Source organism: Aquabacter albus (assembly GCF_040049275.1).
Classification (GTDB): Bacteria; Pseudomonadota; Alphaproteobacteria; order Rhizobiales; family Xanthobacteraceae; genus Aquabacter.
In genome coordinates, this window is record NZ_JBDZDT010000004.1 from 15982 (window position 1) to 41606 (window position 25625).

Annotated in this window: 24 protein-coding genes; 11 read left to right on the forward strand and 13 right to left on the reverse strand. The window is 67.5% G+C overall.

The genetic code is table 11. The features are described from left to right. Window positions 1-18: 18 nt before the first annotated feature. On the reverse strand, window positions 19-1551 hold the full coding sequence (locus ABLE91_RS09780) for a glycosyltransferase family protein (RefSeq protein ID WP_348930628.1): 1533 nt from the start codon (window positions 1549-1551) through the stop codon (window positions 19-21). Window positions 1552-1743: 192 nt separating this feature from the next. Between ABLE91_RS09780 and ABLE91_RS09785 the strand changes: the two genes are divergently transcribed. Beyond that, window positions 1744-2394 carry a hypothetical protein gene (locus ABLE91_RS09785; RefSeq protein WP_348930629.1) on the forward strand — a complete coding sequence of 217 codons (651 nt, stop codon included), beginning with the start codon at window positions 1744-1746 and terminating at the stop codon, window positions 2392-2394. 5 nt (window positions 2395-2399) lie between these two features. Then, window positions 2400-3863 carry a GumC family protein gene (locus ABLE91_RS09790; protein WP_348930630.1) on the forward strand — a complete coding sequence of 488 codons (1464 nt, stop codon included), beginning with the start codon at window positions 2400-2402 and terminating at the stop codon, window positions 3861-3863. A 32-nt stretch (window positions 3864-3895) separates the two neighbouring features. Here ABLE91_RS09790 and ABLE91_RS09795 read toward each other — a convergent pair whose 3' ends face one another. Genes ABLE91_RS09795 through ABLE91_RS09810 form a run of 4 tightly spaced genes read right to left on the reverse strand, consistent with a single transcriptional unit; the run spans window position 3896 to window position 7416 of the window. Beyond that, window positions 3896-4582, reverse strand: a complete 687-nt coding sequence (locus ABLE91_RS09795; protein WP_348930631.1) for a P-loop NTPase family protein — start codon at window positions 4580-4582, stop codon at window positions 3896-3898. A 26-nt stretch (window positions 4583-4608) separates the two neighbouring features. Beyond that, the gene (locus ABLE91_RS09800) at window positions 4609-6774 is read right to left on the reverse strand and encodes an SLBB domain-containing protein (protein ID WP_348930632.1); all 2166 of its coding nucleotides are present in this window, start codon (window positions 6772-6774) and stop codon (window positions 4609-4611) included. Window position 6775: 1 nt separating this feature from the next. After that, entirely contained in the window at window positions 6776-7138 is a 363-nt protein-coding gene (locus ABLE91_RS09805) for a hypothetical protein (RefSeq protein ID WP_348930633.1), read from the reverse strand. Further along, window positions 7135-7416 (reverse strand): STAS domain-containing protein, encoded by a 282-nt coding sequence (locus ABLE91_RS09810; protein ID WP_348930634.1) that lies wholly within the window; start codon window positions 7414-7416, stop codon window positions 7135-7137. Before ABLE91_RS09810 ends, ABLE91_RS09805 begins: the two co-directional genes overlap by 4 nt. Window positions 7417-7583: 167 nt before the next feature. On the opposite strand from ABLE91_RS09810, the gene ABLE91_RS09815 reads away from it, so the two are divergent. Then, entirely contained in the window at window positions 7584-8657 is a 1074-nt protein-coding gene (locus ABLE91_RS09815; RefSeq protein ID WP_348930635.1) for a glycosyltransferase, read from the forward strand. Then, window positions 8657-10465 carry a sugar transferase gene (locus tag ABLE91_RS09820; RefSeq protein WP_348930636.1) on the forward strand — a complete coding sequence of 603 codons (1809 nt, stop codon included), beginning with the start codon at window positions 8657-8659 and terminating at the stop codon, window positions 10463-10465. The genes ABLE91_RS09815 and ABLE91_RS09820 overlap by 1 nt, the downstream gene beginning before the upstream one ends. A 3-nt stretch (window positions 10466-10468) precedes the next feature. On the opposite strand, the gene ABLE91_RS09825 is transcribed toward ABLE91_RS09820, so the two are convergent. The 3 genes from ABLE91_RS09825 to ABLE91_RS09835 all read right to left on the reverse strand — a co-directional run bounded on the left by ABLE91_RS09825 (window position 10469) and on the right by ABLE91_RS09835 (window position 14144). Beyond that, window positions 10469-11584, reverse strand: a complete 1116-nt coding sequence (locus ABLE91_RS09825) for a glycosyltransferase (RefSeq protein ID WP_348930637.1) — start codon at window positions 11582-11584, stop codon at window positions 10469-10471. A gap of 10 nt (window positions 11585-11594) precedes the next feature. After that, window positions 11595-13046 (reverse strand): O-antigen ligase family protein, encoded by a 1452-nt coding sequence (locus ABLE91_RS09830; protein WP_348930638.1) that lies wholly within the window; start codon window positions 13044-13046, stop codon window positions 11595-11597. Window positions 13047-13118: 72 nt separating this feature from the next. Next, the gene (locus ABLE91_RS09835) at window positions 13119-14144 is read right to left on the reverse strand and encodes a glycosyltransferase family 4 protein (protein WP_348930639.1); all 1026 of its coding nucleotides are present in this window, start codon (window positions 14142-14144) and stop codon (window positions 13119-13121) included. Between the two features lie 154 nt (window positions 14145-14298). Here ABLE91_RS09835 and ABLE91_RS09840 point away from each other — a divergent pair, with 154 nt between their 5' ends. Beyond that, window positions 14299-14997, forward strand: a complete 699-nt coding sequence (locus ABLE91_RS09840) for an orotate phosphoribosyltransferase (protein WP_348930640.1) — start codon at window positions 14299-14301, stop codon at window positions 14995-14997. Window positions 14998-15006: 9 nt separating this feature from the next. Then, window positions 15007-16077 carry a quinone-dependent dihydroorotate dehydrogenase gene (locus ABLE91_RS09845; protein ID WP_348930641.1) on the forward strand — a complete coding sequence of 357 codons (1071 nt, stop codon included), beginning with the start codon at window positions 15007-15009 and terminating at the stop codon, window positions 16075-16077. Between the two features lie 149 nt (window positions 16078-16226). Here the strand turns inward: ABLE91_RS09845 and mscL are convergent, their stop codons facing one another. Further along, complete coding sequence (gene mscL / locus ABLE91_RS09850) at window positions 16227-16667, reverse strand: large conductance mechanosensitive channel protein MscL (protein WP_348930642.1); 441 nt, start codon at window positions 16665-16667, stop codon at window positions 16227-16229. 268 nt (window positions 16668-16935) lie between these two features. Between mscL and fabA the strand changes: the two genes are divergently transcribed. The 3 genes from fabA (at window position 16936) to fabI (ending at window position 19820) form a co-directional block, all read left to right on the forward strand. Then, entirely contained in the window at window positions 16936-17466 is a 531-nt protein-coding gene (fabA, locus tag ABLE91_RS09855) for a 3-hydroxyacyl-[acyl-carrier-protein] dehydratase FabA (protein WP_348931190.1), read from the forward strand. A gap of 63 nt (window positions 17467-17529) precedes the next feature. After that, window positions 17530-18747: a beta-ketoacyl-ACP synthase I gene (gene fabB, locus ABLE91_RS09860; protein WP_348930643.1), complete on the forward strand. Its 1218-nt coding sequence runs from the start codon at window positions 17530-17532 to the stop codon at window positions 18745-18747. Between the two features lie 221 nt (window positions 18748-18968). After that, on the forward strand, window positions 18969-19820 hold the full coding sequence (gene fabI, locus ABLE91_RS09865; RefSeq protein WP_348930644.1) for an enoyl-ACP reductase FabI: 852 nt from the start codon (window positions 18969-18971) through the stop codon (window positions 19818-19820). Between the two features lie 19 nt (window positions 19821-19839). Here the strand turns inward: fabI and ABLE91_RS09870 are convergent, their stop codons facing one another. Continuing rightward, window positions 19840-20376: a chromate transporter gene (locus ABLE91_RS09870; RefSeq protein ID WP_348930645.1), complete on the reverse strand. Its 537-nt coding sequence runs from the start codon at window positions 20374-20376 to the stop codon at window positions 19840-19842. Window positions 20377-20386: 10 nt separating this feature from the next. After that, window positions 20387-20935, reverse strand: coding sequence for a chromate transporter (locus tag ABLE91_RS09875; RefSeq protein ID WP_348930646.1), 549 nt, complete (start codon window positions 20933-20935; stop codon window positions 20387-20389). A gap of 185 nt (window positions 20936-21120) precedes the next feature. On the opposite strand from ABLE91_RS09875, the gene ABLE91_RS09880 reads away from it, so the two are divergent. Further along, entirely contained in the window at window positions 21121-21891 is a 771-nt protein-coding gene (locus ABLE91_RS09880) for a bestrophin-like domain (RefSeq protein WP_348930647.1), read from the forward strand. 69 nt (window positions 21892-21960) lie between these two features. Here ABLE91_RS09880 and pnp read toward each other — a convergent pair whose 3' ends face one another. Together pnp and rpsO are read right to left on the reverse strand one after the other, a co-directional pair. After that, window positions 21961-24126, reverse strand: a complete 2166-nt coding sequence (gene pnp / locus ABLE91_RS09885) for a polyribonucleotide nucleotidyltransferase (protein WP_348930648.1) — start codon at window positions 24124-24126, stop codon at window positions 21961-21963. A 212-nt stretch (window positions 24127-24338) separates the two neighbouring features. After that, a complete protein-coding gene (gene rpsO, locus ABLE91_RS09890; RefSeq protein WP_348930649.1) occupies window positions 24339-24608 on the reverse strand; it encodes a 30S ribosomal protein S15 in 270 nt (89 codons plus the stop codon). A 357-nt stretch (window positions 24609-24965) separates the two neighbouring features. Between rpsO and ABLE91_RS09895 the strand changes: the two genes are divergently transcribed. After that, window positions 24966-25550 carry a cob(I)yrinic acid a,c-diamide adenosyltransferase gene (locus ABLE91_RS09895; protein ID WP_348930650.1) on the forward strand — a complete coding sequence of 195 codons (585 nt, stop codon included), beginning with the start codon at window positions 24966-24968 and terminating at the stop codon, window positions 25548-25550. Window positions 25551-25625: the final 75 nt, after the last annotated feature.

A 25625-nucleotide genomic window follows, 5' to 3' on the forward strand; every position in this document is an offset into this window, starting at 1 on the left:
GCGTGCGCAATCCCCGTGTCATTGCGCCCGCTGCCCTATTTCGGGGCTCAGCTGAGACTTCAGGGGCGGCACAACGCCCGAGCAGGTGCCGGGCCGGTGCCACAGGCAGGCCGGGCCGCGCGTGCCGTTTGAGAGGCAGGTCACCTTGGTGAAGCCGAGCGGGGACAGGTCCTGGAGCGGCATCTCCGGCGTCTCCGAGGTGGCGAGAACATAATTGAAGGCGCTGCTCTGGGCGTTCGCCTCGGGGCTCGCGGCATCGACGCCGTAGAGCGGAATGCGCGGGTCCGTGGAGACGTAGCCGCCGCTGAGCCACCACGCGCTCGCGGGCGCGATGGCGAGGCCGCAGGCGGCGGGGTCGCCATTCACCATCCGCGTGGCGAGGATGGTGCCGCGCCCGAGCACCCAGTGGGAGGAGAAGTGGCTGAAGGCCGCGAGCAGCCCGGACATCACCACCACGAACGCGATCCCCCCGGCGGCGATCACGCTTGTTCGCACGCGCCCCGCCCACAGGCGCAGGACCATCTCGGCCATGCCGATGCCGCACAAGGTGAGCACCAGCGGCACGCCGGGATACATGTAGCGCGGATGCTTCATGGCCACGGTCTCCAGGACCATGACGTTGAAGATGAAGATAGCCAGCAGCATCGGCAGGCGGCGCGCGCCCATGAGGCCGGTGAGCAGAAGCAAAGGCAAGGCGCCGGAATAGAAGCCCACGATCCAGGCCGGGTAGAGATACCAGGGGCCATAGCCCCATTTTACGCCGCTGGTCTCGCCGATGGTGGAGCCCTGGTGTTTGACGTACTCAATGATGGAATTGAACGGCACGCCGAAGGTGGCCCAATCCAACGGCCCGAGGATGCCGAGGCCCAGCACCCCGCCGAGACCCAGCGCCACGTAGCGCGAGGGATGGGTGCGCGCCACCCAGATGGCGGCAAACGCAGCCACGGGCCCCAGCTGCATGCGGAAGGCGACGGCGAGGCCGAGCAGCAGGCCGGCGGCGAACAGGCGGCGCAAACTGGTCGCCGGGCCGTTGGGATAGGCAAGATAGAGCGCCGGCACGAGGCAATAGGTGCCGAAGGAATCCTGGAGCGGATGTCCGGCATAATAGACGGTCTCGAACCAGAAGGCCCCGAACGCTCCGCAGATGGCGGCGCCCACCGGGCCGCCAAAGCGCCAGCCCCACAGGAAGGCGGGCACCACCAGCGTCAGCGAGAACAGGCTGCACACCACCACCGCGCCGAGGATCTGCGCCTCCGGCCCACCGCCGAACACGGCCGCGAGCTTCATGCCCGGCGCGATCAGCCCCGCCGTCAGCCAGGAGCGGGCACCCACCGCATATTCCCAGGGCACGAGGCCCTGGCCCGTGAGCAGGCGGTGCGCCTGCTCCAGATATTGCATGATGACGTCGGTATAGCTGGTGTTCGGCTGCCACCAGAAGACGAACACCTTCACCGCAAAGGAGGAGACGAGGAAGGCCAGGAGGAGCAGCTTCATGGAAGAGGGAAGCGGCTCGGCCACCCCATTCCACCGGCGCGTTTCCACCTCGCTCATGTTGCCTCCCCCCGGCTGCCATCGGCGCCCGTCTGTCTTAAGACCACAGCCGCCGGCAAGGAAGCGCCGTACAGCGGCACGCGGCCGGGAACTCTCGCTACGTCATTTCCCTCCTTCGCGCGCCGGCACTAAGCTGATCCGGTGATTCGCGCATTCTCCGCACTCCAGTCTTCACGCCGGTTGGAGACCGACATGTCGAAGGCGCGGTTTTCCGGATCGGTGATGGGGGCGCTCGCCTGCCTCGCGCTGGGCGGCTGCGCCAGCACCTCCGATCCCTCCTCGCTCATCCCGACCCAGGTTCAGGCCTCCGTGATGGCGGAGGACCGGCTGCTCGGCAATCCGAACGGGGGCGGCAGCGTGTCGGTGGACGACATGCTGGCCCGCGCCCGCGCCGCAAAGGCCGACGGATCGCCCGGCCAGGCCCAGGCCGCCACTGCCGAGCCCGCCACCGGCGCACCCGCCGCCTCGCCGCAGCCGACTCAGCCGTCACCCTCCGGACAGGCGCAGACCGCTCAGCAGAGCGGAACCCGGACGGCGCCGGAGCCGGCCGAGCCCAAGCCATTCTTCGAGGTGACGTTCGACGGCAACGAGGACCAGCCGCCAGCGGTCGCCGCCGAGGCACTGGCGAAGAAGCTGAAGTCCGCCCGCATGCCCGCTAAGACCGAGGTAACGATACTTACGGGTCCCGGCCCCGGCACAACGGCATTTGATCAGGCGCTTCTGGCGAACCGCAGGGCACGCAATGTAAGGTCGCTGCTGCCGGAGGGGTGGAAGATCAGCCAGATCTATGATCCAACCTTCCCGCCGGACACGGTCAGGATCATGGTGGGCCCCAGCAGCTGATGGCGATGTTCGAGAACACATCCGACACGTTCGCCTATCTCGCGCAGGTGGCATGGCGGCGGCGCTTCCTCGCCTTCATCCCGATTCTTCTCCTGCCGCCCCTCGCCTTCATCGCCGCCACCCTCGCGCCGCAGCGCTACGAGGCGCGCATGACGCTGCTGGTGCAGGAGCCCGCCAAGCTCAACCCCATCCTCAACGACATCGCGGTCAACCCGAACATCAAGGAGCGCATGTCGGCCCTCATCGCGCTCGCCCATTCCGAGGTGGTGCTGGGACGGGTGCTGGAGGATCTCGGCCGCATCGGGCCCTCCACCGACCCCCGCGAGCGCGAGAATATGGTGCGCAGCATCTCGGCGGCCGTGAACATCCAGCTGGTGGGCACCGACGTGATCGAGATGCGCCTCAGGGCGCTCGACCCCACCTCTCCCGCCATCATCCTCGAAGCCCTGTCCAAGCGCTTCATCGAGCGGCTCGTCTCGCCGGAGCGCACGGCGGTGGAGGACAGCGAGCGCTTCCTCAAAGGCCAGATGAACGAACGCCGGGCGTCGCTGGATGCTGCCGAGAAGGCCTTCAGCGACTTCAAGATCGCCAACGCGGACAAGCTTCCCGCACTCTACAATTCCACGGTTACGCGCCTTGCCCAGCTCGAGCAGCAGATCGAGACCAAGGAGATGGACCTCGGCACCGCCAATGCCACGCTCCAGGACCTCAGGAAGCGCCTTGCCACAACCAACCCTTTGATCGGGCGCATCGAGGAATCCATCGTCCAGGTGTCCTCCGAGCTTGCCTCGCTCCGCGCCCGCTATACCGACCAGCATTCCGAGGTGCAGGCGGCCGAGCGCAAGCTGGAGCGGCTGGAGCAGGAGCGTCAGCACCTCCTCGCCTCCTCCCGCGACATCGAATCCGTGGACCTCGACCGGCTATGGAATCTCGCCGCCGGCGTCACCCAGTCCAATGACGGCAGCAATGAGCCGCGCACCGCCCCCCTCCTGGTCTCCCAGCTGCAGAAACTGCAGGAGGCGCAGGCCAAGCGCGTGGGCCTGGAGAAGGAGGTGGAGCAGCTGAAAGCCGCGTCCGTCATGCTCCAGCGCGACATCTCCGCCTTCGGCCCCATCGAGCAGCAGCAGCAGCGGCTGGAGCGCGCGGTCACCAACGCGCGGGAGAACTACGATTCCCTCGCCAAGCGCTACGAGATGGCCCGGGTCACCGGGGCGCTCGGCCAGTTCGAGGCGCCTGAGCGCGTAAAGACCCTGGAGCCGCCGGCCAGCCCCGCCACGAAGGTGACGCCGGGCTATTTCCTCTACATCCTCGCCGGCATCATGGCAGGCTTCGCGCTGGGCGGCGCGCTGGCGGGTGCAGCCGAGCTGCTCGACAACCGCCTGCGGCGCCCGCAGGACTTCGCCCGCGTCCTCGGCGTGCCGGTCATCGCCCGCATTCCGCGCATCGATCCAGTGGCAAGGGCGGCGTAGGGAGCCCTTGTCCGGACAGAGGTTGCGTGGCCTTAAAGCTTCGTGTTCAGCAGCCGGGCGCGCTGGATGAAGGCGATGAGGCGCTCCACGAGGCCGGGCGCGAACTTCTGGTACCGGCTGGCGCCGTCGATCATCTCGTCGGCGATGGTCTGGTTGTAGCGGTCATTGATGACCACGCCCTGCAGCGGCGCATTGGCCTGACGCAAGGCGGTGGCCGCCCGGCCCAGCGCCGAGCGTGTATCGCGGCCGGCGAGGCACACCACCACCACGCTCTCGCAGGCGGAGGCGATGGTCGTCACGGGCACCGCCACGCGCTCGCGCGGCTCCACGGCGGCAAGGTCCACGACGATGGCGCCATACGTGTCCAGCAGCCTGTCGAACATGCCGCGCATGGCGATCGCGTTACGGAAGGCGAAGCTCTGCTCGGGATTGGGAAGCGCCACCAACGCGTCGAAACCGCGTGAATCCGTGACGGCATATTCCACCACATCTTCGTCCGTGGGCAGCCATGCGGTGGCCTGGGCCGGCACGGCCGCTGTGGGATCGGAGAGGCCGACGAACAGGGTGCGGGTCTGGCGCTGGGACCGCTCTGCGAGGGCCGCCGCAAGCACCGACACGCCGCTGCCGCCCCGCACGCTGGTAATGCCCACCACCCGCGCCCCTTGGCCGAAAGTGGCGAGATAGACCGACTCAACCTCTCGCAGCCCCCTGCCCCACATGGTGCGCGATCTCCCGGCGGCTGCGGTCAGCCGCCGAAGGCGGCGATGAGGGCGATGATCGGCAGGATGTTCTGCATTGCGTCCGTAAAGATCTTCAGGTCGCTCTGGTTGATGTTCGGTACATAGACCGTATCGCCCGATTGCACCACTGGGAGCTTGGTAATGTCGCCGGTGCGGGCGAACTCCACGAGGTTGAACACGCGGGCCTGCTCGCGGCAGCAGCCGAGATTCACCACCACGATCTTCTGCTGGTAGGCCTCGTTAGTGGGCCCGCCGGCCTCGGCCAGGAGGTCGAGCAGCGTCATGTCGTTGGCGAAGCGGTAGCGGCCGGGCTTGGCGACGGCGCCGAGCACGCGGATCGTGTTCTCCTTGGGATCCTCGAACCAGTCCTTGTTGGCCCGGTCCGGAATGAAGATCACGTCGCCGGTGCGCACCTTCGGCAGCAGGGTTTCGTCGCCGGTGGCGAAATATTGCGCAAGATTCACCTGCGTCACCTTCGAACCCTTCAGCCCGCGATGGGAGATGCGCACATTGCGCAGGTCGGCGGTCTGGGTCGGCCCGTTGGCGGCGGTGAGAATGTCGAGGAACGTCATGTTCTTGTTGAAGGCGTATCGGCCAGGAATGGCCACCTGCCCCATGATGTAGATGACGTCTTCCTTGGGCAGCGTCACCCAGTTGCCCTTGTTGTCGATGGGCGAGGACGGCAGCTCCGGCACGCGGATCACGTCGCCCGCCTGGATCTTCGGCAGCTTGCCGATGGGCCCGCCCTCGGCAAGGAAAGTGGCGAGATCGAAGGTGATGGCCTTGCCGTCGCCGCGGGCGCGGACGATCTGGAGATGGGCGAGATCGCCGCGCTGGGTGGGGCCGCCGGCCTCGCCCAGAAGGTCGAGCAGGCTCATCTCGTCGGACCATTCGTAGCGGGCGGGCCGCGTCACGGCGCCGATCACTTCCACTGCGCGCTGGGGCGGGATCTTCAGCCAGGAGGGACGGTCGGCGGCTTCGATCTTTTCCGGCACATAGACCGCATCGCCCGGTGCGATCTCGGGCAGCTTGCCCTTGCCGCCCTCGGTAAAGGCGGCCAGGTTGAAGCTCTCCACGCCACCGTCCGCCTTCAGGATGCGGATGCGGGTGGTGTCAGCATAGCGCGTCGGACCGCCGGCATTGGCGAGGATTTCCACAAGGCTGGAATCGGGCGCCGCATCGAAGGCGCCGCCGCGATTGACCTCGCCGATCGCATAGACCGTGCGGACCGAACGGCGGATCTCCTCTTCTTCCTTCGGCACGAATATGGTCGCGCCCGGCTTGAGCGGCGGCATGAGCGCGGGGTTGCCGGTGTCGAGGAAGGCACGCAGGTTGAACACTTTCGGCTCGCCGCCATCGATGACGCGCACGCGGTCGATGGAGGCGTATCGCGTCACGCCGCCCGCGCGCATGATCATGTCGACGATGGTCAGGCCATCCTTGTAGCCGAAGGAGCCGGCCCGGTTCACCTCGCCGAACACCTTCACGGCGGAGGAGGCGTCGGCGGCGTCGCCCTGGTCGGCGAGGGTGCGGCTGTCGAAATTGATCTGGACGTTGCCGGTAGCCGGGGAGGACGGGACGAAGATCACGTCCAGCGGCTGGAGCGTCGGCAGGATGCGGGTATCGCCGGTATCGAGGTATTTCTTATAGTCGAACACGGTGACCCGGTTGCCGCGCCGGATCTGGAGCTTGTCGAGCTGGGCGCCCTGGATCAGGCCGCCGGCCGCCCCGATCGCTTCCTGGATGGTGGCGTCGGCGGGCAGGTCCACCTCGCCGGGCTTGCCCACATAGCCGAGCACGGTGATGAACAGACGGCGCTCCTTCAGGGAGACCTGCAGGGTCCCCACATTGCGGTAGGCGCGGCTCAAGGTGTTACGGACGATGTTGTTGGCTTCGGCAAGGGTGCGCCCCGCCACCTCCACCGGCCCCACTTCCGGCAGCACGACGCGGCCGCGCCGGTCCACGGCGAAGTCGCCGTTGAGTGCGGGCTCGCCGGGGAGCGAAAGGTTGAGGATATCGCCGATGCGCAGGCGCACCTCCTCGTTCGGCGCCACCTGTTGGGCGGCCGCCGGCCAGGCCAGCGCGAGCATGCCGAGAAAGACGAAGAGGGCAGCCAGGATCGGCGCCGCTCCAGGCGATGGTCGTTTCGGCAGGCGGGACGGGAGTGCCATGTCAGGCACCCGCCCGTGCGCCGGTCTTCATGGCGATGGTGCGGTCGATGCGGTCCATCTGGACCTTCAGCCGCGCGATCTCGATCTCGCAATCCTCTGGGAAGCCGCCCTCCGACAGGCGCCGCACGCGGATCATGGTGATTTCGGCGTCCTGGAAGTCGGCGGCGGCATAATAGCGCGCATTACGCTCGGCGAGGCGGAACAGGCGCTGCTGGAGCGCATCGATGCGCGCGTCCGTGGAGGGCCGTCGTTCCGCGAGCCCGCCGGTGCCCTGGGGCGGCCAAGGGGTGAAATTGCTGCTCTCGCAGCCCGACAGCAGGAGTGCCAGGGCGGGAAGGAGGGTGAGATGGAGCGCGCGCGTCATGCCTTCCGCCCATCCTCGATGAGATCCGCCAGGCGCAGATGGGTGATGAGCTGGAGCGGCTGCCCGCCGGCACCGCGCAGGCGCAGCTTGCGGCCGGACACGCGCAGGCGCTTGTAGAGGAAGACGAGGCCGCCGATGCCCGAGGAATCCACGAACTCCACGTCCGTGAGGTCGAGGGTCACGTCCTCGGTGCCGGCCGCCAGCTCCTCGAAGACGGGCTTCAGGCGCGTCATGGCTGCGGCGTCCATGTCGTCGGTGATCTGAACCAGCCTCGCCATCATGTCCTCGCCGCGCCGGACGGGCCAAGGACGCCCGCCGCATCCCACAAGCCCCCCGCGAGTCGGCGGATCACCCCGCCTCGCGCCCCTCGCAACAACAGACGATTTACCTTAATAGGCAGTAAATGGGGGGCTTCCGACAGGAGGCGCAAGGCGGGGGGACCGGAGTGGCAGGCGGTGTCGTGCAGGTCGTCCAGCGCATCATTCCGGGCGGCATCGAGACCCTGGCGCTCAACCTGTCGGCCCGCCTGTCAGGCGAGAATTGCGTCCTGAGCCTGGAATGGTCGAACGCCCAGATCATCGCCAACTGGCCCGCCATGGCGAACCCGCCCTGCCCGTTCGACGGCCTGGAAAAGCCGCCCGGCCTGCGCCCCTCTTTCGTGTTCTCCCTCGCCCGGCGCTTCAAGGCGCTGCGTCCGCGCGCTGTGATGGCGCACCATATCGGCCCGCTGCTCTATGCGGGCTTTGCCGCCCGCCTCGCCGGGGTGCCCCGCTTCGTCTATGTGGAGCACGACGTCTGGCACTATGAGGCCGCCAACCATCGGCGGCTCGCCAACCTCGCCTCCATCCTGGTGCGCCCGCACGTGGTCGCGGTCTCGCAGAACGTGGCGCGAGCGGTGCGCGGCATCATGCCGTCGTGTGAAATCAGCGTCATTCCCAATGCCGTGGATACGGACAGCTTCGTCCCCCGGGACGCCGCGGAGGCCAGGCGCCGGCTCGATCTGCCCCTCGATGCGCGAATCATCGGCTCCGCCGGGCGGCTCGAACATGTGAAGGGGCAGGACGTGCTGATCGCCGCCATGGTGGAGCTGCCGGACGCGCTCCTGGTCCTGGCGGGCGACGGCAGCGCGGCGGACACCTTCAAGGCGCAGGCCGAGGCGCTCGGGGTCGCCGGGCGGGTGCGCTTCCTCGGCAGCCGGAGCGACATGCCGCAAGTCTATCCCGCCTTCGACATTGCCTGCCTCCCCTCGCGCAATGAGGGCCTGCCTTTGTCGGTGCTGGAGGCGCAGGCGTGCGGCATCCCGGTGGTGGCGAGCGATGTCGGCTCGGTGCGCACGGGCATCTGCCCCGGCAGCGGCGCTCTGGTGCCGCCCGAGGACCCGCAGGCGCTGGCAGCGGCCATCCGAGACATGCTGGCGGCGCCCCGCACGGCGGACACCCGCGCGTTCGTGCTCCAGCACTTCTCCTGGGCGGGCATGCTCGCCGCCTATGAGAACCTCCTGGGGCCGGCCGGCAAATGATGCTCCTCCTCGTCCTCCTGTTCTGGGCGAGCGTCGCCGCCATCATCTATCATCACGCTTTGTACCCGCCGCTTCTGCGCCGTCTGGCGCGGGGCCGCCGCGCGCCGGCCATGCCGCCCGTTCCCGCCGATTTGCCGCCCGTCACGCTGATCATCCCGGCGTACCAGGAGGCGGCCTTCATCGGCGCGAAGCTCCTGGACTGCGCGCGCCTCGCCTATCCCGCGGACTGCCTGAAGGTCATCGTCGCCTGCGATGGCTGCACCGACGGCACGGAGGAGGCCGCGCGCGCCGCTTTGGCGCTGCCGGATTGCGCCGGGCTCGATGCGGAAATCCGCGCCTTCCCCGTCAATCGCGGGAAGGTCGCGGTGCTCAACGAGCTGATTGGCGGGCTCGGGCCGGGCATTGTCGGGCTGTCCGACGTCTCCGCCAGCCTCTCGCCTGATAGCCTCATGCGCGCGGCGGCGCATTTCTCGGACCCCGCCGTGGGGGTGGTGGCCGCCACCTATGCGCTGCGGAGCGCTGGCAGCACGGGCGAGGCCGGCTATTGGCGCTACCAGACCGGCATCAAGGCCGACGAGACGGCCCTCGGCGGTCCCATCGGCGCGCACGGCGCCTTCTACCTGTTCCGGCGCGATTTGTGGACGCCCCTGGAAGCGGACACCATCAATGACGACGTGATCCTGCCTACCCGCATCATCGGCGCCGGGGCGCGGGCGGTCTACGACGTCGAAATGGTGGCGACCGAGGAGGAGCGCACGGTGCGCGCGCAGGAGTTCCGGCGCCGCATCCGCATCTCATCGGGCAATGTGCAGCAGGTGCTGCGGCTGTGGCCCTTGGCCTCGCGCCACCGGCCGGGCCTCGCCTTCATCTTCCTGTCGGGCAAGGCGCTGCGCGCCTTCGTGCCGTTCCTGATGGTGCTGGCCTTTGTGTCCAACCTGGCCCTCGCGGCATCCGGCGCGAGTTTTTACCAGTTTCTGCTGGCTGGCCAGGCCGGTTTCTATGCGCTGGCTGTCATCACCATGCTACAGCCGGCGGGCATGCCGCGCGTGGCCCGCTTCGCCGCCTATTTCGTCGAAGGCCACGCCGCCGGCCTGATCGGCGGGGTGCGGCAGCTGTCGGGGCAGGACAAGGGCCGCTGGGGACGGGCAGGACAGACCAAGGTGAGCACGCGCGCGGAAGACGACTTCATCCATCCTCTGGTGCGAACCGGCAAGCGCGCCTTCGACATCGTGTTGGGCGCCGGCGCCCTCCTGGTGCTGGGAGTGATGTTCATCCCCGTGGCGCTCGCCATCAAGCTCACTTCGCGCGGCCCGGTCCTCTACCGCCAATTGCGCGTGGGCGAGGCGGACCCCACCTGCACCCGCCTGTTCTACCTCTACAAATTCCGCTCCATGTATATCGATGCGGAGAAGCGCGGCGCGGTATGGGCCAGCGCCAACGACCCGCGCGTGACCGCCGTCGGCCGCTTCATGCGCAAGACCCGCATCGACGAGCTGCCCCAGGCCATCAACGTGCTGAAGGGCGAGATGTCCATCGTCGGTCCCCGGCCGGAGCGGCCGGTCTTCTTCCAGAAGCTGGAGACAGAGATCCCCTTCTATGTGGAGCGCACCTTCGGCCTGAAGCCGGGCATCACCGGGCTCGCCCAGGTGAACCAGGGCTATGACGCCTCCATCGAGGACGTGCGCTCCAAGGTCTCCTACGACCACGCCTATGCCATGCGGCTGCTGGACCCGGTGGACTGGATCAAGACCGACCTCTGGATCATCCTGCGCACCTTCTCCACCATGGTCCATGGGCGGGGGCAGTAGGCCTCAGAGCTTCGCCAGCAGCGCCTCGACGGCTTCGGCGCGGCGGTCCCACCCCTCCTGCGCCACGGATGCCCGGCGCGCGGTGCCGTCGGGCATCGCGTGCGCCGCGAGAATCGCGGGCGCGAGCGCGCCGCCGGGATCGATGGCGGACACCAGCGGCTCATAGGGCACGAGGGCGGGAAAGCGGGTTGCCGCCACCGGCGTCCCGCTCGCCAGATATTCGCGCAGCTTCAAGGGATTGCAGGCGCGGATCTGCGGCGTGTCGCGGAACGGGATCAGCGAGACCGTCCAGTGCTGCACGTAGGATGGCAGGGCGGCGTGCGGGCGCGCGCCCAGAAACCGGACATTGGGCAAGGCCGCGAGCCCCGAAACGTCCGTGCGCACCGGGCCGACGAAGACGAAGGTCCAGTCCGGCAGGGCAATGGCGGCATTGGCGATCATGGGCAGATCGAGCCAGTCGGAAATGCTGCCGTAGAAACCCGCAACCTTTCCCTCCGGCAGATCGCCGGCGCGCGGGGCCGGATGGGAGAACAGGTCCACGTCCACGCCATGGGGAACAAGGTGGGTCTTCTCCGCCGGAAACCGCCGCGCCAGCTCCGCGCTCGCGGCGATCACGAGGTCCGCCCGCTTGACGAGGCGCCGCTCCATGTCCAGCACGGGGGCATGATCGACGCCGCTGAGGGCGCCGAAATCGTCGCCGCAATAATAGACCACCGCCCGCTCGTTCAAGGTGCCCACCGCTGAGAGCGCGCTCGGGAGCGATGCCCAGAGGATGGGCCGGGAGATGCCCTTCTCGTCGATAACGGCCCGCAGCCGGCGCCCCAGGAGAAGGCTATTGAGGCGCTCCGCGAGCGGATTTCCGGGCCACGGGATGGCCATGGGCGAGACGAGTGTGAGGCCGTCCGGCAGGGGCGCTGCGCGCTTCGGGGCGGGCGGGGCGAAGGCCGCCTTCAGCTTGCGCGCCGCGCGGGCAAGGTCATGGGCGCTGAGGCGCGGCCGGCGCAGGCCGATGGAGTTCACCCACACCACCCGGTGATGCGCGAGAAGATGCCCCGCAAGGTGCTGGGTGGAGGAGGGGTGGCCGCCCCAATCCTCGCCGAAGACGACCAGATCCGCCACGACCGCTCCGTCAGGGACCGCCGGCCGGGAACGCCCGGCGGGGCAGCGGCGCGAGGCCCTGGGGTGAGAAGGCTTCGCGTTCCTGCTGCTCGGTCAGCACCCGCGAGAGCGCCATGGTCAGGGCGAAGATGATGTAGAAGGGCCAGGTGAAGCCCTGGGTCAGGAAGGTGCCGGAGACGCAGAAGCCGGCGAGCCCCGCGGCCAGCGCGATGGCCGCCGTGTGGAGCCTCGGGTCGATCTCCGGATGTGCAACCAGCTTCAGGCAGCGCCAGCTGGTGAGGCCGGTTGCCACCACCAGGGCGATGAACACCCCGACGCCGGGAAAGCCGGTTTCGGCCAGCACGTTGAACCAGGTTGAATGGACCGCATGGGCGCGGCCGTCCCATTCCGGCGTGTACTCCCAGTAATTGTCCACGAAATTGCTGAGGCCGACGCCCGTGAGTGGACGGCGCAGGGCCATGTTGGTGGCCGTCTGCCACGCAATGAGGCGGCCTTCGGACGATTCGTCGATGCCCTGGCCCGCGCCGCCGGAGGAGCGGGCCGAGATGCCGGCGAACACGAACAGCGCGAAGGCCGCCGCGACGCCGACCCCGATCAGCACCGTCTTGCTCTTGATGAAGCGGCTGGCGAAAACCGCGCACACCGCCGCAACCCCCAGAAGCCCGCCGCGGCTCTGGGTGCACATGATGCCCGCAAAGATGGTGGCGAAGCCCAACAGACCGAGCATGCGATCGAAGAAGTTCACCCGGCCCATCATCAAGGCGGCGGCGAAGCCCATGGGGAACAGCAGCACGAGGGACAGATCGTTGGGATCGCCCAGCACCGAGCCTTCGGCGCGGCCGATGGTGACGCGGGTGCCCTCCACGAGGCCGATGCCGTTCAGCTTGTTGTAGATGGCGACCGCCGCCACTGCGGACCCCGCCACCGTGAGCAGGCGGGCGATGAGCTGGAAATCGGCGGCGCTGCGGGTGGACCATGTGAGCATCAGCACGATGATGCCGATCTTCACGAAGCTGTCCGACCATTGGGCATAGGACTGCGCCCAACTGGTCGATGTGACGATGCCCGCCGTGACCAAGCCGAAAAAGACCGCGAACAGGGTCAGTTCGCGGTTCCAGAACGGCTGGATGCTCCGCGCCAGGATGAGGTGCCAGAACATCACGATGATGGAGAGCTGGGCGAGAAGCTGCGGGATGCGGTAGGGCACCAGGAAAGGGAACGCCTCGTGAACCCGCAGGAACGAGAAGATCACGAACAGCATGCACGGGATGGCGGGACGCTTGAAGGCCACCACCACCAGGATGGCCCCGGTGCCGAGCATCAGCGGCACCTCGATGCCCGGCACGCTGATCCAGGCATAGAACATCAGGCCCACCGCCACGAGCGCGATGATGATGTCGCGCCAGTGGCTCTCGCGGGGTTCCTCGGACGGCGGCCGCTGGACGCCGCTGGTTTCGGTCAAGGGGATGCCTCGGACGGGAGGGTGTGAGACGCACTATATCTTATCATGCGCGGGCGCGCGCTATGCCCGACTTCATCCATGCCTGCCCCCGAGGGCCTGCTCATAGACGCCGATGATCTGAGGCAGGCGGGCCTGCGTCCCGAAGCCCTCGCGCGCCGTCCGCCAGGCCGCCTGCGACCAGCCGGCGCGCTGCGCCGCGCCGCCGGCCTGCCAGGCCGCCACCGCCTGCGTGGCCGCATCGAGGTCGAGGGGCGGGAACAGCCAGCCATTCTCGCCGGTGCGGATGAGATCGGGCAGCGCGCCCACCGCGCTCGCCGCCACCGGCACGCCCGCGGCCATGGCCTCGATGGCGGCCATGGGCAGACCTTCCGCCCGCGAGGGCATCAGGAGGAGGCCGATGCGCGGCCAGATGGTGCCGGGGTCCGTCACAAGGCCGTGGAACCGCACCCGCTTGCCATGCTCGGCCTCCAGTCCGGCCCGCATGGGGCCGTCGCCGAACATCTCGAACGGGATCTTCCCGGCGAACCGCTCGGCGAGGATGCAGAACAGGTCCGGTCCCTTCTCCAGGCTGAACCGGCCGACAAAGCCCACCACATCAGAGGCGGGAGCCGTCGGCGGCGTGTCGGGAACCGGCACGAAATTGCCGATCACCGAGACCGGCGCCGGCAGCGCCTTTGCGATGGGCGTGCTGACCGCGATCCGCGCGCCGAGCCGGGAGGTCGCCTCGTCGAGCCGCTGGTAGAGCGAGACCGGGAACGGGCCGCGCTCGCCGGCGTGGAAAGTGGAGACGCTGGGTATGCCCGCGAGCCGGGCGGCGAGGCGCCCGAGGATGCCGGCCTTGTAGCCGTGGGTGTGCAGCAAGGCCGGCCGGTCGCGCTTCAGGCGGGCGAGCACTGTTGAAAAGCGACCGTCCAGCACCTCGAACGGCACGCCTGCCGCCTTGAGCTGGCCGAGCCAGGGATTGGCGCCATGGTCGGCCAGGAGTAGCACGCGGCATGGCCAGCCCGCCTCGGCCAGCGCCTTCGCCAGCACGCGCACATGGGTCTCGATGCCGCCGACGCCGCCGGAATCCACCAGTTGCCACACTTCGCCCGACACGCATTCCCCCGAGGGCCGGCCCGATTCCGGCGCATCCTGCACCGGAACACCTTAAGAACTGTGAGAGACACGTTTTGGCGCGCCAATCTCCCGTGTCCCCGCGCGACAGCTCTGATATATGCGCGGACGCATACTCGAACGGGGTGGAGCGCTCATGTCCAACATCACTGCTTTTCCGGATAAGGCCACCATCGCCGAATTGAGCGCCCGCATGTTCCTGGAAGTGGAGGCGGTGCGCTTCTCCGACGGCGACCCCTTCATCTTCACGTCCGGCTGGGCGAGCCCGGTCTATATCGACTGCCGGCGCCTCATCTCGTTTCCCCGCGTGCGCCAGACGCTGGTGGATTTCGGCGTCTCCACCATCTATCGCGAGATTGGCTTCGAGGCGTTCGACACGGTGGCGGGCGGCGAGACGGCGGGCATCCCCTTTGCCGCCTGGATCGCCGACCGGACCATGCTGCCCATGCAGTATATCCGCAAGAAGCCCAAGGGTTTCGGCCGCAACGCCCAGATCGAGGGGCACCTGGAGCCTGGCACCAAGGTGCTGCTGGTGGAGGATCTCACCACCGACGGGCGCAGCAAGGTCAATTTCGTCCAGGCGCTACGCGATGCCGGAGCGGAATGCAGCCACTGCTTCGTCTTCTTCTATTACGACATCTTCTCGGAGGCGCCCGGGATCTTTAGGGATGCCGGCCTCACCCTGCATCGACTGTGCACCTGGTGGGACATCCTCGCCGCCGCCAAGACCATGGATCGCTTCCCGGCGAAGCAGCTCGACGAGATCGAAGCCTTCCTCAACGATCCCCATTCCTGGTCCAAGGCCCATGGCGGCGCCACCAGCATGGCCGAGTAGCCCGCGCCGATGGACCTTTACGCCCTCGCCCGGCCGGCACTGCGCTTCATTTCGCCCGAGACCGCCCACGGCCTCGCCGTCCACGCGCTGAAAGCCGGCCTCGTGCCGCCGGAGCGCGGCGCGGACGATCCGGTCCTCGCCACCCGCCTGTGGGGCCGCGATTTCGCCAATCCGGTCGGCCTAGCGGCGGGATTCGACAAGCATGCGGAGGTGATGGGCGCCCTCCTCGCCACCGGCTTCGGCTTCATCGAGGCCGGCTCGGTGACGCCGCGCCCGCAACCAGGCAATCCCAAGCCGCGCCTGTTCCGGCTGGACGAGGACGAAGGCGTCATCAACCGTTTCGGCTTCAATTCGGAAGGGCTCGGCCCGTTCGTCGCGCGACTTGAGCGGCGCCGCGCAGCGGGGTCGAAAGGCATTGTCGGGGTCAATCTCGGCAAGAACAAAGAAACCGAGGACGCGGCCGAGGATTATGCCGCCGGCATCACAGCCACCTGCCGGCTCGCCGACTATCTCGTGTGCAACCTCTCCTCGCCCAACACGCCGGGCCTGCGGGCGCTCCAGGCGCGCACGGCCATGCAGCTCGTGGTGGCGCACGCGCTGCGGACCCGCGACAGCGAGATTCCTGAACCGGCGCAACGTCCGCCGCTCCTGGTGAAGATCGCGCCCGATCTGGACAATGCGGGCCTGGAGGACGTGGCCACGGTGGCGCTCAGCACCGGGGTCGACGGCATCATCATCGGCAACACCACCCTCTCGCGCCCCGCGAGCCTGCGCAGCGCCCACAAAGCCGAATCCGGCGGCCTTTCGGGACGTCCGCTGATGGCCTTGTCCACAGAGCGGCTCGGCGTGCTCTACCGCATGCTGGGTGGCCGGGTGCCGCTGATCGGCTGCGGCGGCATCAGTTCCGGCGCCGACGCCTATAAGAAGATCCGGGCCGGGGCGAGCCTGGTGCAGCTCTATTCCGCCCTCGTCTTCCACGGGCCGGGCCTCGTGACCCGCATCAAGCAGGATCTGGCGGCCCGGCTGAAGGCGGACGGGTTCCGGACGGTGGGCGAGGCCGTGGGCGCCGATTTCCGCTAAGCGCCGGCCGCTTCCCAGGAACCGTCATGGCCGGGCTTGTCCCGGCCATCCACGGGGCTCCGCTTGGTATCCGCCAACGGCGGAGCGTGGATGCCCGGGACAAGTCCGGGCATGACGTCTGCAACGTGCTACAGCGATGCCCTGCCTGCCTAAACGCCGGAAGATGGGGCGCTTGTCCCCTCCCGCTTCGCCAGGAGGTCGCGGATCTCTTCCAACAGCACTTCGGAGCGCGGCGGGGCGGCCGGAGGCTTCTCGGCTTCCTGCTTCTTCAGGAGGTTAATGGCCCGCACCACGAAGAACAGGATCCACGCCACGATCAGGAAATTGATCGCCAGCGTGATGAAGTGGCCGTAGGCGATCACCGCGCCCTGCTTCTTCGCATCCTCCAGATTCTCGGCCGTCACCGCCGAGGAGAGCGGGACGTAATAGTTGGAGAAATCGAGCCCGCCGGTAATGGCGCCGATCATCGGCATGAAGATGTCGGCCACCAGGGATGAGACGATGCCGCCGAATGCCGCGCCGATGATGACGCCCACGGCGAGGTCCACAACGTTGCCCCTGACGGCGAATTCGCGGAACTGCTTCAGCATGGCTTTCCTTTCGAAGTCCGACGCCCCGCGCGTCAACGCCCGCACACGGTTTAGGTTGCCTGAAGGAACGCGGGCGCGCATCCCGCCATGCGGCCGATTTTTTCACAGCACGGGCGACGCCGTGACGCTTTCATGACTTTGAGCACGCCCACGCCTATGTTAGGGAGTGCCCCGTCCGGCAACGGGCGGCACCTTGGGCTTGGCTTGATCGGGCCTTCGGATGGAACAAAACTTCAGCCCCACGGGCAGTATGGTGACACCAGCGCGCATGGCGGACCGGCAGACCAGTTTTGAGTATGAGGATCTCCTCGCCTGCGGGCGCGGGGAGTTATTCGGCGCCGGCAATGCCCAGTTGCCGCTGCCTCCCATGCTCATGTTCGATCGCATCTCGGAGATATCGGAGACCGGCGGCGAGTACGGCAAGGGCATGGTGCGCGCCGAGCTCGAGGTGAAACCCGACCTCTGGTTCTTCGATTGCCATTTCAAGGGCGATCCGGTGATGCCGGGCTGCCTGGGCCTTGATGCCATGTGGCAGATGGTGGGCTTCTTCCTCGGCTGGCTCGGCTCCCCGGGGCGCGGGCGCGCGCTCGGGCTTGGCGAACTCAAATTTTCCGGCCAGGTCCTGCCGAACGTCCAGAAGGTCGTCTACGGCGTGGATTTCAAGCGCGTGATGCGCTCGAAATTGGTGCTTGGCATCGCCGATGGCTGGCTGTCCGCGGACGGAGAGATTATCTATCGCGCCAAGGACCTGAAAGTCGGCCTCTTCCAGACCGACATGGCTCCCGCAGCCGGAGGCTGAGGGGGCGGACAAGGCGGTGCCATCATTGGCCGCCATGGTGCGATTTTCACCTGAGGAGGTGACATGCGGCGCGTCGTCGTCACCGGAATGGGCATCGTCTCGTCCATCGGCAATTCTACGCAAGAGGTGCTCGCCAGCCTGCGCGAGGCCAAGAGCGGCATTTCCTTCGCGGATGATTATGCGAAGCTCGGCTTCCGTTCGCAGGTGCACGGGGCTCCGAGCCTCGTGGCCGAGGACGTGGTGGACCGCCGCGCCATGCGCTTCCACGGCGGCGGCACCGCCTGGAACCATGTGGCCATGGAGCAGGCGATCCGCGACGCAGGCCTCGAGCCGCACGAAATCTCCAACGAACGCACCGGCATGGTGATGGGGTCGGGCGGCTCGTCCACCAAGACCATCGTGGAAGCCGCCGACATCGCCCGCACCAAGGGGCCGAAGCGCGTGGGGCCTTTCGCAGTGCCGAAGGCCATGGCCTCGACGGCCTCCGCAACGCTCTCCACCTGGTTCAAGATCAAGGGGCTGAGCTATTCGATCTCGGCCGCCTGCGCGACCACCAACATCTGCATCGGCAACGCCTACGAGCAGATCCTCTACGGCAAGCAGGACCGCGTCTTCGCCGGCGGCTGCGAGGATCTGGACTGGACCCTCTCCGTGCTGTTCGACGGCATGGGCGCCATGTCCTCCAACTACAATGACCGCCCGGCGGTGGCCTCCCGCGCCTATGACAAGGACCGGGACGGCTTCGTCATCTCCGGCGGCGCCGGCGTGCTGGTTCTTGAGGAGTTGGAAGTCGCCAAGGCGCGCGGCGCGCGCATCTATGGGGAGATCGCCGGCTACGGCGTGTCCTCCGACGGCGCCGACATGGTCGCCCCTTCCGGCGAGGGTGCCGAGCGCGCCATGAAGCTGGCCATTTCAGGCATCAAAGCGCCCATCGACTATATCAACCCGCACGCCACCTCGACCCCCATCGGCGACCTGAAGGAGATCGAGGCGATTCGCGCCGTGTTCGGCGCCAATTGCCCGCCCATCTCCGCCACCAAGTCGCTCACGGGCCACTCCCAGGGCGCGACCGGCGTGCATGAGGCGATCTATTCCATCCTGATGATGCAGAACGGCTTCATCACGAAGAGCGCCAATATCGACGAGATCGATCCCGCGTTCGCGGACATGCCCATCGTGCGCGAGCGCATCGATAATGTGGCACTCGGCCATGTGCTCTCCAACGGCTTCGGCTTCGGCGGCGCCAATGCCTGCCTTGTCCTGAAGCACCTGGACGCCTGAGGCCGTTCGCGGCCCTTCCGCGCGAGCGGTACGGTTAAGGAAAAGGAAACAGCCGGCGCGTAAGCTCGCGCCGGTGTCTCCATGGGCAGCCCTCCCGGACACGGAAAACCCGTGTTGCACCGTTGCAACGAGTCTTGAGGCGGAGGGCGGTTCGGCGAGGTGGCGCGGGCCAATCAGGTCTGCTATCGCCGCGTAAGGATCGTGACGAAGGATAGTCGGCGATGCAGGACCTCATGAAGGGCAAGCGTGGCTTGGTGATGGGCGTGGCCAACGACCATTCCATCGCCTGGGGCATAGCCAAGGCTCTCGCGAGCCAGGGTGCCGAGCTTGCCTTCACCTATCAGGGCGAGGGCATGGCCAAGCGGGTCCGCCCCCTCGCCGAAGGTCTCGGCGCCTCCCTGGTCCTGCCCTGCGACGTGGAAGACCTCGCCAGCGTGGACGAGGTTTTTCGCCGGCTTAAGGATGCCTGGGGCACCATCGATTTCCTGGTGCATGCGGTGGCCTTCTCCGACAAGTCGGAGCTGAAGGGCCGCTATGCGGACACCAGCCGTGAGAATTTCTCGCGCACCATGGTGATCTCCTGCTTCTCCTTCACGGAAGTGGCGAAGCGGGCCGCGGCCCTGATGCCGCGCGGCGGCTCCATGATCACCCTCACCTATGGCGGCTCCACCCGCGTCATGCCCAATTACAACGTCATGGGCGTGGCCAAGGCGGCGCTTGAGGCGAGCGTGCGCTATCTGGCGGCGGATTACGGCCCGGTGGGCATCCGCGTGAACACCATCTCCGCCGGTCCGGTGCGGACGCTCGCGGGCGCCGGCATCGCCGATGCGCGGCTCATGTTCAACTACCAGAAGCGCCACGCCCCGCTCCGCCGCACGGTGACCATCGAGGAGGTGGGCGGCTCGGCGCTCTATCTCCTGTCCGACCTCTCGCAGGGCGTCACCGGCGAAGTGCATTTCGTGGATTCGGGCTACAACATCATCTCCATGCCCCATCCCGACGTGCTGAAGACGCAAGAGGATGCCGAGGCGAAGCTCGCCCACGACGACGTGCCGGCCAACGCCGCCGAGTGAAGGTCGAAGGCGATCGCCTTCACATCAGCCCAGCCGCGCTCAGGGCCATGAACAGGCCCATTCCCGCTGCGATCAGCAGCAGCGGGTTCACTTTCGTCAGCAATAAAGCCGCCGTGGCGCCGACGGCCACGAGGCGCGCCGCCAGTCCGCCTTCCAGCGCCTGGAGCAGCACGTAGACGGCGGCGAGGATCATGCCCGCCGCCACCGGCCGCAGGCCCGCCTCCATGGCCTTGAGCCAGCGCGCGCCCTCATAGCGCGACCAGACATGGGCGACGCCGTAGATCAGGAAGGCGGTGGGGCCGAACATGGCGATGGTGGCCAGCACCGCGCCCCAGAAGCCCGCCACCTGCCAGCCGATCAGCGTCGCCAGGAGCGATCCCGGCCCCGGCGCCATGCGGGAGATGGCGAAGGCATCCACGAACTGCGCCTGGGTCATCCAGTGATGGACATCCACCACCTGGCGCTGGATGTCCGCGACCACACTCTGCCCACCGCCCACCGTGACGAGGGAGAGCGGCGCGAAGACGAGGACGATGCCCCAGAGAAGCGACGGCATGGGCCCGGCCTCACGATTTCCAGAGGGAGATGGCGACGCTGGTCACGCCCGCCACCAGCACGGTCCACACCAGGGGCCATTGCAGCACGCCGATGGCGATGAAGACGGCGGCCATGACCATGAGCGGGAAGGCGCGCCGCGGCACCCGGCGGGCGGCGGTGAGGCCCATGGTGAGCGACAGGCCCACGGCGGCCGCCGCCGCGCCGTTCATGGCTGCATGGGTGAGGCTGAAGCCCGAGATCGCCGAGAGCAGGGTGGCGATCAGCACCACCACGAAGGCCGAGGGCACGATGATGCCGAGGAAGCTCGCCGCCGCCCCGGATGCGCCGCACAGGCGATAGCCGATCCAGATGGCCATGTTCGAGACGTTGACGCCGGGCAAGGCCTGGGAGACCGCAAGGCCGTTGAGGAATTCCTCCTCCGTCATCCATTTGCGGTCCTGCACGAACTCCCGAAGGAACCAGCCGGACAGGCCCCCGCCGAAGCTGGTGAGGCCGATGCGGGTGAAGATGAGGAAGAGCTGGGTCGCGCTGGGGCGCGGGGCGGGCTGGTCCGGCATGGGGGGTCCGTGGCCCTGAGGGCGGAAGTGGCAGGGACGGCGATGGTCTAGACCATGATGTTCCCCCGACCGCAATCATCACCCATGGTCATCCCTTACGACGCCGTGCGGCTGCAGGCTTTGAGCCCTTGCTTTCCGCGCGTGCGCGCCGGTACGGTGGCGCCGCTCTCGTGGGGGGAAAGCGCATGAATTCGTGGGTGCTGGCCGGCGTATCCTTTGTCGCCATGTTCGGCGGCTGTCTCTTCGCCATCTTCGTCGCACGCCGTCTGGCCGAGCATCATGTATCCAAGGAGACGCAGGATACGGTGAAGCTCGGGGTGGGCATGGTGGCCGCCATGTCCTCCCTCATCCTCGGCCTCATGACCGCCTCGGTGAAGGAGAACTTCGATTCCACCGACAAGGACGTGCACACCTACGCGCTGAACGTCCTCTCGCTCGCCACCGACCTCCGCCATTACGGGCCCGAGGCCTGCCCGGCGCAGGATCTGCTGGCGCAATACGTCCACTCGGTGCTGACCGAGACCTGGGGCCTCGGCCATTACGGGGAGACGAAGCCAGAGCCCGGCTCCGACCAACTCTTGCTCAGCCTCGACAACACCATCCGCAACTGGACGCCGACGACCGACCTTCTGAAGGAGACGCGCACCGCCGCCATGTCGGACATGCGGTCCATCCTCACCACCCGCTGGGCGGTGAGCGAGGAGGCCGTGGCCTCGGTGCCCACGGCCTTCCTGGTGGTGCTGGTCGCCTGGCTCGCGCTCATCTTCATCAGCTTCGGCCTGTTCGCACCGCCCAATGCCGTGGTGATCGTCTCTTTCTTCCTGTGCGCCGCTTCCATTTCCGGCGCCCTGTTCCTCATCATGGAAATGAGCGGGCCGTTCGAGGGCATCATCGCGGTCCAGCCCCAGCCCATGGAGCAGGTGCTCGACTTCATCAAAGTGAGCCGCTGTAAATAAAGCGCAGGCCCAAAAGGAAAGGGCGGCCTCTCGGCCGCCCTTTTTTGTGTTCGGACGCGGGAGCGGAAATCACTCCGCCGCGCCGGCCTCGCTGGCGCCGTCGCGCTCGGCCTTCTGCTTGGCTTCAAGGTCCTCGCCAGTCTCCTGGTCGACCACCTTCATGGACAGGCGGGTCTTGCCGCGCTCGTCGAAGCCCATGAGCTTCACCTTCACCTTGTCGCCTTCCTTGACCACGTCGGACGACTTGGCGACGCGATCCTTGGCGAGCTGGGAGATATGAACGAGGCCGTCCTTGGAACCGAAGAAGTTCACGAAGGCGCCGAAATCCACCACCTTCACGACCGTGCCGTCATAGACCTGTCCGACCTCGGGCTCCGAGGCGATGGACTTGATCCAGTTGATGGCGGCCTTGATGGCCTCGCCATTGGCCGAGGCGATCTTGATGGTGCCGTCGTCCTCGATGTTGATCTTGGCGCCGGTCTTCTCGACGATCTCGCGGATCACCTTGCCGCCGGAGCCGATCACTTCGCGGATCTTGTCCACGGCGATCTTCATCACCTCGATGCGCGGGGCGTGCTCGCCCAGCTCGGCGCGGGCGGAGGTCAGCGCCTTCGCCATCTCGCCGAGGATATGGGCGCGGCCGTCCTTGGCCTGGCCGAGGGCGACCTTCATGATCTCCTCGGTGATGCCGGCGATCTTGATGTCCATCTGGAGCGAGGTGACACCCTGCTCCGTGCCGGCCACCTTGAAGTCCATGTCGCCGAGATGATCCTCGTCGCCGAGGATATCGGAGAGCACGGCGAACTTCTCGCCTTCCAGGATCAGGCCCATGGCGATGCCCGCAACCGGGCGGCGCAGGGGCACGCCCGCATCCATGAGCGCCAGCGAGGTGCCGCAGACGGTGGCCATGGAGGAGGAGCCGTTGGATTCCGTGATCTCCGACACCACGCGCAGGGTGTAGGGGAACTCATGCTTGGCGGGCAGCATGGGGTGGATGGCGCGCCAGGCAAGCTTGCCGTGGCCGATCTCGCGGCGGCCGGGCGAGCCCATGCGGCCGGTTTCGCCCACCGAGTAGGGGGGGAAGTTGTAGTGCAGCAGGAAGTGCTCCTTGTAGGTGCCTTCCAGGCTGTCGATGAACTGCTCGTCCTCGCCGGTGCCCAGCGTCGCCACTACGAGCGCCTGGGTCTCGCCGCGGGTGAACAGCGCCGAGCCGTGGGCCCGGGGCAGAATGCCCACTTCCGAGACGATGGGGCGGACGGTGCGCACGTCGCGGCCGTCGATGCGGATGCCGTCGTCCAGGATCGCCCAGCGGACGATCTTGGCTTCGAGGCCCTTGAGCACCTCGGAGACCACCTGCGCCGGCGGGGCCGACTGGCCTTCCACCGCGAGGCCCTCGAAATACTTCTTCACCTTCGCCTTGGCAGCGCCGACCGCCTCGTAGCGGGCCTGCTTCTGCACGATCTTGTAGGCGGCGCGCAGATCAGCCTCGGCGATCTCGCGGATCTTGGATTCCAGCTCGGAATGGTCCGCCGGCTCGAACGGGCGCGGCTCCTTGGCGGCCTTCTCGGCGAGGCGGATGATGGCCTGGATCACCGGCTGGAAGTGGCGGTGGCCGAACATGACGGCCCCGAGCATGATCTCCTCGGGAAGCTCCTTGGCCTCCGATTCCACCATGAGCACAGCGTCGGCGGTGCCGGCGACCACGAGATCGAGGCTGCTTTCCTTCACCTCGTCCACGGTGGGGTTCAGCACGTATTCGTCGCCGATGAAGCCGACGCGGGCGCCGCCGATAGGGCCCATGAAGGGCACGCCGGAGAGCGTCAAGGCGGCGGAAGCCGCGACCAGGGAGACGATGTCGGGATCGTTCTCAAGGTCGTGGGAGAGGACGGTGACGACCACCTGGGTTTCGTTCTTGTAGCCGTCCGCGAACAGCGGGCGGATGGGGCGGTCGATGAGGCGGGAGACCAGGGTCTCCTTCTCGGAGGGACGGCCCTCGCGCTTGAAATAGCCGCCGGGAATGCGGCCCGCGGCGTAGGTCTTCTCCTGATAGTTGACCGTCAGGGGGAAGAAGTCCTGGCCGGGCTTCGCCTCACGGGCGGAGACGACCGTGGCGAGCACGGTGGTGTCGCCATAGGTGGCGAGCACGGAGCCGTCGGCCTGGCGGGCCATCTTGCCGGTCTCCAGGACCAGCGTGCGGCCACCCCAGTCCAGCTCTTCGCGATGGATATCGAACATGAATGTCTCTCTCTTCGTTCAGCGAAGAGGGAGAGCCATGAGCAAGACGGCCGGACGCGCCGCGCGCCCGCTCTCCTCTATGTGAGGAGGCGTGCGACGGTTGCGTCCGGCGATCCTGCCATGACTTTCCCTGAGCTTCGCGTACCCGCGGCGAGCCCCATGCCCGCCGCGTCCGCGCCGCCGTGGTGGCGGCGCACCCGTTGCTCTCTCGATCAGCGACGCAGGCCGAGCCGCTCGATCAGCGACTTGTAACGGGCCTCGTCCTTGCGCTTCAGATAGTCGAGAAGGCTGCGACGCGTGGAGACCAGCTTCAGCAGGCCGCGCCGGGAGTGGTTGTCCTTGTTGTGGGACTTGAAATGCTCGGTCAGGTTGGCGATGCGCTCTGAGAGGATGGCCACCTGCACCTCGGGCGAACCCGTGTCGCCCGCCTTGAAACCATAGTCAGTGATGAGCGCCTGCTTGCGCTCGGTCGTGATCGACATCGGGACTGTCCTTTCGGGTAGAGGGGAAGAAGGCGATCGGCCCTTGGGGCATGGCCCGGTGAGCGGTGTGATCGCCAGTCCGTTCGGCAGCCGGGCCGGGATGTCGTCCAGCGCGGTCGAAGTCGAACGGAAGCGGTGCGGGCCCTGGAGGATCCGCGCCGCGCACTATACATAAATTCGCGTCCGCAGCCAGTGGAAAGTCGGAGAGGCCATTTCTGCGCAAAATGCCCCCTTCCCGGCCGTCATCCCGGACTTGATCCGAGGCCCCCTCGGGATGCCTAGTGGGCTGCTCCTGGAGAAGATGACCGGGCCTGTCCGGCCATGGCGCTGAGGCAGACGAATTCTGGAAAGAGACCCATGGTCAAGCTGAACAAGATCTATACCCGCACAGGGGATGACGGCACCACGGGCCTCGGCAGCGGCGAGCGCGTGGCCAAGCATGATCTGCGGGTGGAGGCCTATGGCACGGTGGACGAGGCCAATGCCGCCATCGGCCTCGCCCGGCTCCATCTCGCGCACCTGCCGGAGGTGGATGCCTTGATGGGCCGCGTCCAGAATGATCTGTTCGATCTCGGCGCCGACCTCGCCACCCCCGAGCGGGTGGGCGCGCCGCCCCCGCCCTATGAACCGCTGCGCATCATCGCCTCCCAGGTGGACAAGCTGGAGGCGGACATCGACCGGCTGAATGCCGATCTTGCTCCCCTGCGCTCCTTCGTGCTGCCCGGTGGCGAACCTGCCGCCGCCTTCCTGCATCAGGCCCGCACCGTGGCGCGCCGGGCGGAACGGCAGATGGTGGCGCTGTCGAAGGTTGAGGGCGAGATCGTCGGCAGGGCCGCGATCCAGTACATGAACCGCCTCTCCGACTTGCTGTTCGTGGCGAGCCGCTACGTGAACGCGCAGGGCGCCGGCGACGTGCTCTGGGTGCCCGGCGCCAGTCGGTAGGAGTCGCCGGAACGGAGGGGACCGAGCGCCATGGGTGAGCGCGCCACAGCGCCCCACCGGCGCCTGTTATTTCAA